Source organism: Cupriavidus sp. 2SB (assembly GCF_005503625.1).
Taxonomy (GTDB): domain Bacteria; phylum Pseudomonadota; class Gammaproteobacteria; order Burkholderiales; family Burkholderiaceae; genus Cupriavidus.
This window is the reverse complement of record NZ_SCMX01000074.1, coordinates 17,512-30,952: the sequence shown is the minus strand read 5'-3', so window position 1 is coordinate 30,952 and position 13,441 is coordinate 17,512. Positions and strand designations below refer to the sequence as shown.

The 13,441-nt window shown below is 66.5% G+C and carries 9 protein-coding genes; 7 read left to right on the top strand and 2 right to left on the bottom strand.

From position 1 onward, the window contains the following. Nucleotides 1–67: 67 nt before the first annotated feature. On the top strand, nt 68–1,132 hold the full coding sequence (locus FFS21_RS25765; RefSeq protein WP_137927548.1) for a vWA domain-containing protein: 1,065 nt from the start codon (nt 68–70) through the stop codon (nt 1,130–1,132). Between the two features lie 163 nt (nt 1,133–1,295). On the opposite strand, the gene FFS21_RS25760 is transcribed toward FFS21_RS25765, so the two are convergent. Then, the gene (locus FFS21_RS25760) at nt 1,296–2,546 is read right to left on the bottom strand and encodes an acyl-CoA dehydrogenase family protein (protein ID WP_137927545.1); all 1,251 of its coding nucleotides are present in this window, start codon (nt 2,544–2,546) and stop codon (nt 1,296–1,298) included. Between the two features lie 181 nt (nt 2,547–2,727). On the opposite strand from FFS21_RS25760, the gene clsB reads away from it, so the two are divergent. The 6 genes from clsB (at nt 2,728) to FFS21_RS25730 (ending at nt 12,957) form a co-directional block, all read left to right on the top strand. Further along, the gene (clsB, locus tag FFS21_RS25755) at nt 2,728–3,972 is read left to right on the top strand and encodes a cardiolipin synthase ClsB (RefSeq protein ID WP_137927544.1); all 1,245 of its coding nucleotides are present in this window, start codon (nt 2,728–2,730) and stop codon (nt 3,970–3,972) included. Beyond that, complete coding sequence (locus FFS21_RS25750; protein ID WP_137927543.1) at nt 3,969–4,955, top strand: lysylphosphatidylglycerol synthase transmembrane domain-containing protein; 987 nt, start codon at nt 3,969–3,971, stop codon at nt 4,953–4,955. Before clsB ends, FFS21_RS25750 begins: the two co-directional genes overlap by 4 nt. A 97-nt stretch (nt 4,956–5,052) precedes the next feature. After that, nucleotides 5,053–5,463, top strand: coding sequence for a cupin domain-containing protein (locus FFS21_RS25745; protein WP_137927542.1), 411 nt, complete (start codon nt 5,053–5,055; stop codon nt 5,461–5,463). 136 nt (nt 5,464–5,599) lie between these two features. Next, on the top strand, nt 5,600–6,526 hold the full coding sequence (locus FFS21_RS25740) for a Bug family tripartite tricarboxylate transporter substrate binding protein (protein ID WP_249359647.1): 927 nt from the start codon (nt 5,600–5,602) through the stop codon (nt 6,524–6,526). An 11-nt stretch (nt 6,527–6,537) separates the two neighbouring features. Beyond that, nucleotides 6,538–7,710 carry an acyl-CoA dehydrogenase family protein gene (locus FFS21_RS25735; RefSeq protein WP_137927540.1) on the top strand — a complete coding sequence of 391 codons (1,173 nt, stop codon included), beginning with the start codon at nt 6,538–6,540 and terminating at the stop codon, nt 7,708–7,710. Nucleotides 7,711–7,806: 96 nt separating this feature from the next. After that, nucleotides 7,807–12,957: a trifunctional serine/threonine-protein kinase/ATP-binding protein/sensor histidine kinase gene (locus tag FFS21_RS25730; RefSeq protein ID WP_137927539.1), complete on the top strand. Its 5,151-nt coding sequence runs from the start codon at nt 7,807–7,809 to the stop codon at nt 12,955–12,957. A gap of 288 nt (nt 12,958–13,245) precedes the next feature. On the opposite strand, the gene FFS21_RS25725 is transcribed toward FFS21_RS25730, so the two are convergent. After that, entirely contained in the window at nt 13,246–13,428 is a 183-nt protein-coding gene (locus tag FFS21_RS25725; protein ID WP_137927538.1) for a glycine zipper 2TM domain-containing protein, read from the bottom strand. Nucleotides 13,429–13,441 lie beyond the last annotated feature (13 nt).

Below are 13,441 nucleotides of genomic sequence, written 5' to 3'. Positions count from 1 at the left end.
GGCGGCACCGGCAGGGTGGGGCGGGCGCGAAGGCTGCGGCGAGCGCCAGTATGGCCAGGGGGGCGGCATGATCGACGCCATCAACCGATTGCCCGTGCTGAGCTTCCTGTGGCCGCGCATGCTGTGGCTCATGGCGCTGCTGCTGGTGCTGGCGGCGGCGTATGTCTGGCTCGACGGACGGCGCCGGCGCACGGCGGTGGAGTATCCGGCGCTGAAGACTGTGGGGCTGGCGACGCGGCGTGGAGCGGGCTGGCGGCGCCACGTGGCGCCACTGCTGTTCCTTGTGGCGCTGGCCGCGTTGACCTTCGCCATCGCCCGACCCCAGGCCGTACTGACGCTACCGTCGCGGCTCGACACCGTGGTGCTGGTCATCGATCTCTCCGGCAGCATGCGCGCCAAGGATGTGGCGCCCACCCGCATCCGCGCCGCGCAAGTTGCCGCGAAGCATCTGGTGGACGCGCAGCCATCTGGCGTCAAGGTAGCCATCGTGGCCATGGCCGGCACGGCGGCCGTGGCGCAGGCGCCCACGCGCAGCAAGGAAGAAGCTACCGCAGCCATCGAGCGCCTGCAGCCGCAGGGCGGTACCGCGCTCGGCAACGGCATGCTGGTGGCCCTGACCACGTTGCTGCCGCAGACCGCCGGGGATGTCCAGCGGCTGATGAACGACGAAGACCTGCCGCGCAAGCCGCAGGGCGCCGATATCAACGCCGATACGGAAGCCGTGGCGCCCGGATCGTATGCGCCCGGCGCCATCGTGGTGTTCTCCGATGGAGAAAGCAATGCCGGCCCGGCCGCCATGCAGGCGGCGGAGCTTGCCGCCGCGCACGGTGTGCGGGTCTACACGGTCGGCGTGGGCACCGCGGAAGGCGTGGTGCTGTCCGTCGATGGCTGGTCCGCGCGCGTCAAGCTGGATGAGACGGTGTTGAAACAGGTGGCCAATGCCACGGGCGCCGATTACTTTCGCATCGAGGACGCCAGCGGCATGAAGAAGGTCTACCGCTCGCTGGGTACAAGGCTGGCGTTCGACAAACGCGACCAAGTGGAGGTGACCGCGTTTTTCGCGGCGCTAGGGGCACTGCTGGCGGCTTGTGCGGGGATGTTGTCGTTGTGGTGGTTTGGGCGGGTGGTTTGATCGGTTTTCTCCCCTCTCCCGCGTGCGGGAGAGGGGCGGGGGAGAGGGCCGACGGTTCAAATTGCGACAAGTCGGCAAGCAGAGCCTCCGGCCCTCTCCCCCAGCCCCTCTCCCATTGCATGGGAGAGGGGAGCAAACCGGCAGCGGTCGATGTTCCTTCGGCTCAAAACAACCCCGAAGTCGGCGGCGGTTCATCCTTCAGCAACCAGGCCCCCACAGCCGCGGCCTTCCACTGCCGGGGATTATGGTTCGCTACCGTCCTCGCATTGCGCCAGTGCCGATCCAGGTTGTACTGACGGTCGCACGTCGAAGCCCCACCCACATCGAAGACAAACTCCGCGCTCTTCAACGCCGCTGCTACGGCGAAGTACTGCGCTTGGGCGACCTCCACCGAAGCACGCGCCAATGCCGCTTCGCTTAGGTCATCGGCCCATGCGGCGTCAATGGCTTCAGCCGCGCGCAGCACCACGGCTTCCGCCGCGTAGACCTGCGCGGCGATCTGGCCGATGGTTTCCTGCACGTAGGGATCGTCCACCGAACGCGTGGCGCTGCTGTGCTTGATCGGGCGGGCCTTGTTGCGTGCGAACCACGTGGCGTCGTTCAGCGCATTGCGTGCGATGCCGGCCTCGGTAGCCGCCAGAAACAGTTGCAGCACCGGCGTTACCGGATTACGCCGTTCACGCGAGAACGGGCTGGGGCGGAGTTCGTCGGCCTCCACGCGTGTCTGCGAGAAGTGCGTGGAACCACTGGCGGTCAGGCGTTGGCCGATGGTGTCGAAATCATCGACGAGATCCACACCAGCACGATCGCGCGGTACGGCGAAGTGGGTCTCCTCGCCGGCCTCGTTCACGGCAATCGACGTGATCCAGTCCGCGTACAGGGCCCCCGTGCTGTAGTACTTGGTGCCATGCACGATGAAATGGTCATCGTGCGGCGTGATCGTGGTCCGCACGTCGCCGTGTTTGCCGCCACGCTCCATGCCGCCATTGCCGAGGATGTGCCCGGCCAGTAGCCGATCGAACCAGCGTCGGCGTTCGTCCTTGTTGTTCGTGCCAAACAGCAATCCCTCGGTCAGCGCAAAGTTGGGCCGCAGCGCCTGCGCGAGATTCGCGTCGGCGGCTGCCAGATCGATCAGGAAGCGGAACGCATCGCGCACGCTGCCACCCGGCCCGCCATAGGCGCGCGGAATGCGGAACGTCAGCAGGCCGGCATTGGCGACCTGTCGCGCCAGCGCATAGGGCAGTTCGTGCGCCTGCTCGCGCCGTGCGGCATCGCGCTCAATCTCGGGCAGCAATGTCTGGGCGCGCTGGAACAGCGTGGCGACGTCAGGGGCGGCCGCCTGCGGGTGGCCGGCAGGGGCGGGATGAGGATTGTGGGCGGCGGCACGCGTGGCGCCCGGATTGTCTTCTGCCATGGTTTTGCATCGGTGAGTATCCGAAAGAAGCTACGCCTGGGTCTGACAGAAGGGAACGAACAATTTGGCGGGTCGATATGCGTTTCGGGATGCACGCCGGTAAAAATGACAAACGCCGGGTGCCTGGGACACGGCACTGCGGCCTGAAATCGGCAGGCATCGATTCTGCTTGGTCCCGGGGATGCGACAACACTGGACCACAGGCAACCGCCTGACCCTGCTGGAAAACGGCGAGGACTATTTCCCGCGCCTCATCGCCGCCGTGGAGGGCGCGCGAGAGAGCGTGCTGCTCGAAACCTTCATCATTTTCGAAGACTCGGTGGGAGAGTCACTGAGCCATGCGCTGGTGGCCGCGGCCCGGCGTGGCGTGCGCGTGGTGATGACTGTCGATGGTTTCGGCTCTGCCGATCTTTCGCAGCCATTCGTGGCGCGGCTTGTGGAGGCTGGCGTCACGCTGAACATGTTTGCACCGCGCCGGCGACTGGTCGGCATGCGGACCAACCTGTTCCGGCGCCTGCATCGCAAACTCGTGGCCATCGATGACTTCACGGCGTTCATCGGCGGCATCAATCTGTCGGACCAGCACCTGATTGCCACGGGACCGCTGGCCAAGCAGGACTATGCCGTGGAAGTACAGGGCCCGATCGCGCAGGAGATCCACGCCTTCATGGAAGCTGCTGCGCAGACGCCGCACGGCAGGCAGCGCAGGGACCGTCGCCCGCCGCCGCTGCCGCGTGAGGCGCTGCCATTCGGGAATGGTGCCGCGCTTCTGGTCACGCGCGACAACGACCAGCATCCGCGCGACATCGAGCGCCATTACCTGATGGCGATTCGCGCGGCACGCCACAAGGTGGTCATCGCGAATGCCTATTTCCTGCCGGGCTACCAGTTGCTGCGCGCGATCTGCAATGCCTCCCGCCGTGGCGTCGATGTGCGGCTGATCGTGCAAGGCCGCCCTGACATGCTGTGGGTGAAGCGCGCGGTGGACGTGCTCTACGCCCATCTGCGCGAGGCCGGCGTGCGCATCTTCGAATATTGCGAGCGGCCCCTGCACGGCAAGGTGGCGCTGGTGGACGACGACTGGGCCACGGTGGGATCGAGCAATCTCGATCCGCTGAGCCTGTCGCTCAACCTCGAAGCCAACCTGATCATCCGCGACCCGGCCTTTGTCTCCACGCTCGACGCGCGACTCGGCAAGCTGATGGCCGATTGCTGCACCGAGGTGTCTGACCCGGCCGATACCGAGCAGGGCACGTGGCAGGCGCTGCGCACGGCGGTGATCTTCCATTGCCTGCGCAAGTTTCCGTCGTGGGCCGGCTGGTTGCCCGCCCATACTCCCAGGCTGGTGGTGTCTACCGTGGAGACCGCGCCGGACTGGCAACAGCGCCCGCAGGTGTCGCCGGGCGCAAGACAGGATTGCCGATGACCTCGACTGTTCATTCCCCCCAACGCAGCAAGCGCCAGGTGCGCTGGTCAGTCGCCAAACGTGTTGCGGGCCTGGCGTTCGTGGCCATCGTCGTGGTCCTGATCTGGCGCAGCCTGAGCGGCATCGACTGGAACGAAGTGTGGGGCGCGCTGAAGTCCTATCGGTTTGTCACACTGCTTCCCGCCATCGGGCTGGCCTGCCTGAGCTTCACGCTGCACGCGTCGTTCGATCTGCTGGGCCGCCGCTACACGGGCCATCACCTGTCTGCATGGCGAACGATGCTGATTGCCTGGCTGGCCTACGTGTTCAACCTGAATGTGGGCGCGATGATCGGCGGCATCGGCATGCGGCTTCGGCTATATACGCGATCCGGCGTCAGCGCATCCCAGGTGGCGGGCGTCTACACGATTGCCGTGGTCACCAACTGGACGGGCTACATGATCCTGGCCGGCCTGATGTTCGTGTGGCAGCCGCCGGTGCTGCCGAAGTCGTGGGGCATCAGCCCGTGGCTGTTGCAGGTGATTGGCGCGGGCATGCTGGTGTCGGGCGTGGCCTATCTGGTGGCCTGCGCGACGCTTCGGCAACGCAGTATCAAGGTGCGCGGGCGCCGCTTCCGGTTGCCGACTTTCCGTTTTGCCGTCATGCAGACCGTGCTGTCGATCGTCAACTGGGTCACGCTCGGCACGCTGATCAACCTGCTTCTGCCATTGCAAGTGACGGTGCCGGCCGCGCTGACGGCGCTGCTTGTCGGCGCGGTGGCGGGCGCCCTGGCGCACATCCCGGCCGGGATCGGGGTGCTGGAGAGCGTGTTCGTGGTCATGCTCGGCCACGTCGTGCCCGAATCCACGGTGGTGGCCGCACTGATCTGCTACCGCGCGTTGTACTACCTGCTGCCGATGGTCATTGCCACGGCGGTGTATGGATGCATGGAATTGCGCGGCGCCCGGCGGGACCGCCCGGACGCCATCGGGAGCAACCCCTAGTTGACTGGAGTTTTCATAAGCATAAAATCTGTTTCACAAACATGAAAACAGGTGCCGGCCAGCCGGTCAGGTGCCGAATGTTGGAGACAGCCCGCTTATGACCGCATCCTCCTCCGCCTCCAAGGCGGTTCCTACCTATTTTGTTCGCACTGAGGACGTGGAGGGGTATCACCCCGCCAACCACGTTGGCACGCTGAATCGCCGCATCATTGGCCGCGAGAACGTGGGCGCCACGCAACTCGAAGTCATCCACGGCACCATCGAGCGGGGCAAGGGTGCCTTGCCCCATGCGCACCCCGGCATCGAACAGGTCTGCTACGTCCTGGAAGGCCGTGCGCGCGCCGAGGTCAATGGCCAGTCGCAGGAACTTGGTCCCGGCGACTGCTGCTTCTTTCCTGCTGAAGCGATGCACGTATTCACCGTGATCAGCGACGAGCCGGTGAAGCTGCTCGTGGTCTACGCCCCCCCTTATGAGGAATCGCCGGATCGCGTGATCCGACCGGCCTGACCCTCGCCACAACACCGCCACGCAGCCAGGGTGCCGCCCACCGGGGCAGGTGCCGCCATCGAACTCAGAGGAGACCACCATGCCGAATTTCCGCGTGCGGCGCACGCTTGCCGCCGCCATCCTGGCACTTCCCGTCATGACATTGCCGATGCTGGCGCAGGCCGCCGATGCCTGGCCAAGCCGGCCGATCAAGCTCGTGGTGCCATTCGCGGCCGGTAGTGGCACGGACGCCGTGGCGCGCATCACGGCCAAGGAACTGGGCGATGCGCTGGGCCAGAACGTGGTGGTGGACAACCGGCCCGGTGCCAACGGGGCGATAGCTGCCGAAATCGTCGCGCAGGCCGCGCCGGACGGCTACACGCTCTTCATGACGACCAACACGACGCATTCGGCCAATCCGTCGCTGATGAAGAAGCTGCCCTACGATCCGATCAAGGACTTCACGCCGGTGGCGCGCATGGGCAACCTGCCATTCATGCTGGTGATCAATCCCAAATTGCCCGTGAAGACCGTGGGCGAACTGATTGCCTACGCCAAGGCCCATCCGGGCATGTCGTACGCCAGCGGCAACAGCACCGGCATCGTGTCGGGCGCCACGATGGGGCGCATGGCGAAGGTCGACTTGCTCCACGTACCTTACAAGAGCACGCCGCCAGCCATGACCGATGTGATCGCCGGGCAGGTGCCGATGATGTTCGTCGATGTGGCGGCCGGCTCGGCCAACGTCAAGGCCGGCAAGATGCGCGCGCTGGCGGTGACCACCGCGCAGCGTAGCCGCCTGCTGCCCGATCTGCCTCCGATCGGCGATACGCCTGAACTCAAGGGTTTCGACATCACGTCGTGGAATGGCGTGTTCGGGCCGGCCAAGCTGCCGCAGCCGATTGTGGAGCGGCTGAACCGCGAACTGTCGAAGATCGCCACCAGCAAGGACGTGGCACCCAAGTTCGAGGCGCTGGGCTTCGAAGCGTTCGGGCAGACGCCGCAGCAGTTTGCGGGCTTTGTGAATACCGAACTCGTGAAGTGGAACCGCCTCGTCAAGGACGCTGGCATCCAGCCGGAATAAGGACCCGCCTCATGCATTTCGAACGGACATCCGAACAGAACGCCATCGTCGAGGCAGTGACGCAACTGTGCAGCGACTTTGGACCCGACTACTGGGCCGAACTCGACCGCGAACACAGGTTTCCCGAGGCGTTCCACCAGGCGATGGCCGGTGCGGGCTGGCTGGGGATCGCGATGCCCGAGCAGTTTGGCGGCGCGGGGCTGGGCATCACCGAGGCCGCGCTGATCATGCAGACGGTGTCGGCGTCGGGAGCCGGATTCTCTGGCGCGTCGGCCATCCACATGAACGTCTTTGGCCTGAACCCGGTGGTGGTGTTCGGCACGGAGGCCCAACAGGCCGCTGCGCTGCCACCGCTGATCGCCGGCCACGAGAAAGCGTGTTTTGCCGTGACCGAACCCGATGCCGGGCTCGACACCACGCGCCTCAAGACACAGGCGGTGCGCAATGCGGATGGCAGCGCCTACCGGGTGGATGGCCGCAAGATCTGGATCTCCACGGCACAGGTGGCCACGCGCATGCTGCTGCTGGCGCGCACCACGCCACTGGACGCCGTGGCCAAGCCCACGCAGGGCCTGAGCCTGTTCTACACGCCGGTGGACCGCAACCACATCGAGGTGCGCGAGATCGACAAGATGGGGCGCGGCGCGGTGGACTCCAACATGCTGTTCATCGATGGCCTGATGGTGCCGGCCAGTGATCGTATCGGGGAGGAGGGCAGGGGTTTCGAATACATCCTGCACGGGCTCAACCCGGAACGCATCCTGATTGCTGCCGAGGCGGTGGGCCTGGGCCGCGCGGCACTGGAGGCGGCCACGCGCTATGCGAAGGAGCGGACAGTGTTCGGCCGGCCCATCGGCCAGAACCAGGGCATCCAGCATCCGCTGGCCCAGGCCTGGATGGCGCTGGAAGCCGCCGACATGATGGTTTGGAAGGCCGCCTGGCTCTACGACAACGGCAAGCCGTGCGGCGCCGAGGCCAATGCCGCCAAGTACCTGGCCGCCGAGGCTGCGCACCAGGCGTGCCAGACCGCCGTGCTGACGCTGGGCGGCATGGGCTACGCACGCGAGTATCACGTGGAGCGCTACCTGCGGGAGTCGTATATCCCGCGCATCGCACCGGTCAGCGCGCAACTGATCATGTGCCATATCGCCGAGCGCGTGCTGGGGTTGCCGAAGTCGTATTGACCCCGGCGATGCTGACCATTTGGGACACGGTGGCCGCAAGCGATTAGGATGTGGGCTGTCTTCCGCCCCCGTCCCCGCCCGCCGCTCATGCTTTCCATGCTTTTTCCCAAGGCCGAGATCGATCTCGGCTTCGATACCACCTGGGAAGCGGGTGACCGGACGTTCGGCCGTGGCTGGCTGTTGCATGCCGATGGCGGCAAGGCGCCTGCCATGGGCGTCTGGGCCACGGACGATCATCGCCTGCCCGCCACCGTCGACCGCCTGACGCACGAATTTGCGCTGCGCGACGATCTCGACCCCGCGTGGTCGGCCCGCCCGCTGGATGTGCTGCGCGAGCGCGGCCAGACCGTGCTGCTGCTGGAAGACCCGGGCGGCACGCCGCTGAGCGCGATGATCGGGGTGCCGATGCTCCCGTCGATGTTCCTCGACATTGCCGTGGCCATTGCCACGGCGGTTGGCCATCTGCACCAGCGCGGCCTGATCCACAAGGACTTGAAGCCGGCCCACGTGCTGGTGGCGGACGACCTGAGCCGCACGTGGCTCACGGGCTTCGGCATTGCGTCGCGGATTCCGCGCAGCGCCGCGCCGTTCTCCGCAGCGGAGGAGATCGCGGGCACGCTGGCCTATATGGCGCCCGAGCAGACGGGCCGGATGAACCGCTCGATCGACACGCGCACCGATCTGTATGCGCTTGGCGTCACGTTCTATCAGATGCTGACGGGCGTGCTGCCGTTCAGCGCGGTGGAGCCCATCGACTGGGTGCATTGCCATCTGGCGCGCATGCCGGTGCCGCCGGCGGAGCGGCTGGCGTCGGTGCCGGCGATGCTCTCGGTCATCGTCATGAAGCTGCTGGCCAAGCCCGCCGAGGAGCGCTACCAGACCACGGCCGGCCTGCTACGTGACCTGCAGCGCTGCCAGCAGGCGCTGGCCACGCAGGGACAGATCGAGGCCTTCGTCCCGGGCGAGCAGGATCTATCCGACACACTCGTGATTCCCGAGTACCTCTACGGCCGGGAGCGGCAGATTGCCGCGCTTGTGGGCGCATTCGACCGCGTGGCGTCCGTGGGACACAGCGAGGGCGTGGTGGTGTCGGGTCGTTCGGGGACGGGCAAGACTTCGGTCATGCAGGAACTCCAGCGCGTGATCGTGCAACGGCCGGGTGTGTATGCCGCCGCGAAGTCCGACGAACATGGCGACCGGCTGCCTTACCACACCCTGGCCCAGGCGCTGCGCGGGCTGCTCCGCAACCTGCTGACGCTGGGCGAGACCGACCTTGCCCCCTGGCGCGTGGCCATCGCGGATGCACTGGGGCCCAATGCCGGACTGCTGGCACCGCTGCTGCCCGAACTCGAACAGCTGCTCGGCCCGGTTCCCTGGATGCCCGGCACACCCTCGCGCGAGGTGGAAGCCCGTCTGCGGCTGGCGCTGCAAAGCCTGATTGCGGCCCTGGCGCATATGGCCCGGCCATTGACGCTGTGTCTCGACGATATCCAGTGGTTGGACCCCGAAACCGTCGCGCTGCTGCGCCAATTGCTGGCGGACCCCGCCGTGGGGCATCTGCTGCTCGTCGCCACCTACCGCGACGGGGATGACGATGGCACGCGTGCGTTGCTGCGCCGGATCGTGTCCCTGCGCGAGCGTGGCGCCCGCATCGTGCACCTTGAACTGGGCAGCCTGGGCATTGCGGACCTGCGCCAGTTAATCGCCGATACGCTGCACGATTCCACCGAAACCAGCGCGCAACTGGCCCGGCTCGTGATGGAGAAGACCGCGGGCAACCCGTTCTTCGCCACGCACTTCCTGACCGAACTTGCCGAGGAAGGACTGCTGCGCTTCGAGCATGGCGCGGCGCGCTGGGCCTGGGACATCGGCCAGATCCAGGCCAAGCAGTTCACCGACAACGTGGTCTCGCTGATGATCGGCCGCATTGGCCGGCTACCTGCCAGCACGCGTCGTGCACTCAAGCGGCTGGCCTGTCTTGGCAACGACACGTCCGTGGATATCCTGCTGTACGCCTGGGACGGCAACGCGCGCGAACTCGATGCCGCGTTGGCGGACGCCGTGCGCTCCGGACTGGTCTCGCGCAAGGACCGCATGCTGCGCTTCCGCCATGACCGGATCCTGGAAGCCGCCTATGCGCGGATTGCCGTACCGGACCGGGCGGCCTTCCACCTGCACATCGGCCGTCTCCTGCTGGAGCGGATGCCACCCGACGCGATCGAGGCCAACGTATTTACCATCGCCGGACAGCTCAACCGCGCGGCAGACTTGATAGACACGCCGGATGAGCGCGACCGGCTGGCCGAACTGAACCTGACGGCCGCATTGCGCGCCCGCGCGACCTGCGCCAATGCCTCCGCGCTGCATTACCTGACGTCAGGCATGGCCATGCTGGATGACGATGCGCTCACGCGACGCCACGCGCTGGCGTTCTCGCTGGCGCTGCACAGGGCCGAGTGCGAGTTCCTGGCGGGCGACTCCGCGCGCGCCGAGCAGCGGCTGGCCGAGCTTGCAGTCCGCACCGTATCGCTGGCCGAGCGTGCCGTGGTCACCCAGTTGCAGATTGGATTGCTGATGACCGGCGGCCGGCGCGCCGAAGCCGTGGAAGTTGGCCTGGCCTATCTCGCACGCGCCGGTATCGCGTGGCCGGCAGCGCCCCGTGACGAGACTGTGGCGGAGGAGGAAGCACTACTGGCCCGGCAAATGGACGGCAGGCCCATTGCCGAACTGGAGGCATTGCCGGCGATGACCGATCCCGGTGCACAGGCCACCCTCTGCGTGCTGACGGCCTTGCTGCAACCAGCCTGGTACAGCGACGACAACCTGCGCTGGCTGGTGATCCTGCGCATGGTCAACCTGAGCCTCGCACGTGGCAACAGCGATGAATCTTGCCTGGGCTATGCATGGCTGGCGATGCTGCGCGTGGCAGCGTCCACCGACGATCCGGCCGGTGCCGCGTTCGGCAAGCTGGCCATGGCGCTGGCAGATCGGCGCGGCGTCGATCGTATCCGCGCCCGCGTCTACCAGATCGTCGGCGGCAACCTGCTGCACTGGACGCAGCCGCTGCGGGTGGCGCGCGGCGTGGCGCGGCAGGGGCTGGCCCTGACGCAGGAGATCGGCGATCTCACCTATGCCGCATACCTCCGCAGCAACCTGATGACCCATGCGCTGGCCATCGGCGACCCGCTCGGACGGGTGCAGCACGATGCGGATTCCGGCAGCGTGTATGCGTGGGGGCCGCGCTACGGACTGGTGGCCGACAGGCTGGCGCCGCAACGGCAACTGGTGCGCACGCTGCGCGGCCTGACGCCGGTCTTCGGCTGTCTGGACGGCGACGATTTCGACGAGCAGGCATTCGAATCCCGCATGCAGGAGGATGTGGGGCTGCAACTGGCCGCGTGCTGGTACTGGATCCGCAAGCTTCAGGCGCGCTATCTGGCCGGCGATTACGCTGCCGCATTTGCGGCGGCCGAGCGGGCGGGGCAGTTGCTTTGGACCTCGCCCGCCTATTTCGAGCAGGCCGAATACCACTTCTATGCCGCGCTGGCACGCGCGGCAGTCTGCAATCCGGGGCTGGATGACGATCTGTCCCTGCATCTGCCTGCGCTGGCCGCACATCGTCGCCAGCTTGCGCAATGGGCCCGGCATTGCCCGTCGACGTTTGGCCATCGCGCCGCACTGGTAGAAGCCGAGATCGCGCGGATCGAAGGGCGCGACATCGAGGCGATGCGCAGCTATGAAACCGCGATGGCCGCCGCGCGCGATGGTGACCTGATCCACATGCAGGCGCTGGCCTGCGAACTGGCCGGACGCTTCTACACTGATCGCGGGCTGGAGAAGGTGGCCGTCGTCTACCTGCGCGAGGCCCGCCACGGCTACCTGCACTGGGGTGCCGACGCCAAGGTCTGGCAGCTCGATACGTTGTATCCCCATCTGGCAACCGGGACGCAGGTTTCCGCATCGGCGGCGGGAATGGGCACCATCGGCGCGCCGCTCCAGCATCTGGACCTGGCCACGGTGATGGCCGTTTCGGAAGCGGTTTCGGGCGAGGTGCGCCTCGACCGCTTGATCGCGATGCTGATGCGCACCGCCATCGAACAGGCGGGCGCCTCGCGCGGCGTGCTGATCCTGCCTTGCCCCAGCGGATATCAGGTGGTGGCCGAAGCCGACATCCGGGACGGCGCCATCACGATCTCGCTGGCGGACCGGGCGCTGGACCCCGCCGACATACCGCTGTCCGTCATCCAGCACGTATTGCAGGCGCGTGAGCATGTGGTGTTCGACGATGCCGCCGTCCAGCGTCCGTTTTCCACGGACGCCTATATCCGCCAGCGACGGGCGCGCTCGATGCTGTGCCTGCCGCTACTCAACCAGGCCAAGCTGGCGGGCGTGCTGTATCTCGAAAACGCGCTGGCGCCGGGTGTGTTCATACCTGCCCGCACCGAGGTCATCAAGCTGCTGGCCTTCCAGGCCGCCAGCGCGCTGGAAAACAGCCGGCTGTTCGAGGAGCGTCGGCAGGCCGACGAGGCATTGCATCAGGCGCAGTCCGACCTCGCCCACGTGGGTCGGGTCATGACGCTCAGCGCGCTGACCACTTCGATTGCTCATGAGGTCAGCCAGCCCATTGCGGCGATGACGCTGGAGGCCAACGCGGCGCTGCGTTGGCTGCGGCGTGAGCGGCCCAATGTGGAGGAAGCCATCGACGCGCTCTCCGGTATCGCGCGGCAGGGGCAGCGGGCCCGCAGCGTCATTGCCGGCATGCGGGCCATGCTCAGGAAGGCGGGGCCGGACGCGCAGCAACTCGACCTCAATGCGCTGATCGAGGAGTCGCTGCCGTTGTTCGGCGGCGAGCTGACGCGCCACCGCATCGTGCTCAGGACTGAACTGGCACCGGTGTTGCCGCAGGTGGCGGCTGACAAGGTCCAGTTGCAGCAGGTGTTCCTGAACCTGGCAATCAATGCCATCGAGGCGATGCGCGATGTCGTCGACCATTCGCGGGATCTGACCGTGCGCACTTCCGTGGGCGCGTCAGGCGAGGTACTGGTGACGGTGCAGGATGTGGGCGTGGGCCTGCCCGGTGATCCGGAACAGATCTTCGAAGCGTTCTACACCACCAAGCCAGAAGGCATGGGCATGGGCCTTTCGATTTGCCGGACCATTGTGGAAGGCCACGGCGGACAACTTCACGCATGGCCGAACCGGCCAGCAGGGGCGGTGTTCGGGTTTGCGTTGCCGGCGGCGCCATGAAAAAACCCCGGACGACTTTCGATCGTCCGGGGTTGTTCCGTCTTGCTCACTGCAGGTTTCCCGCTGCCGCGCCATGAACATCGTTGAATGCTGCGGTGTCTTTCAGCGATGTCAACGTCCGAAGCCATCGTTGAAGGACACTTGCAACCGACGCTCACGGCGCGGCGCGCGGCGGCATGGCCTTCCCATCAAAGAAACCATGCCGCGCTAACCTGGACGACCCTGCCCGCCGTCCAGGCCGCGGAAATCGTCGCCGGTGCCCTACTCATAGGGCCACCGGCACAAAACTTATTTGCCCAGTTCGTGGCCGATCACGCCGCCAACCACTGCGCCACCCACGGTTCCGAGTGCGCTACCGTCACTGACTTCGTGGCCTACCACACCGCCCGCCACTGCGCCCGTTGCGGTGCAGCCCGAGAAAGCCCAGCAACATGCGCCCACTGCGAGCGCGCCTGCGATTCGTTTCCACATGGTCATATTCTCC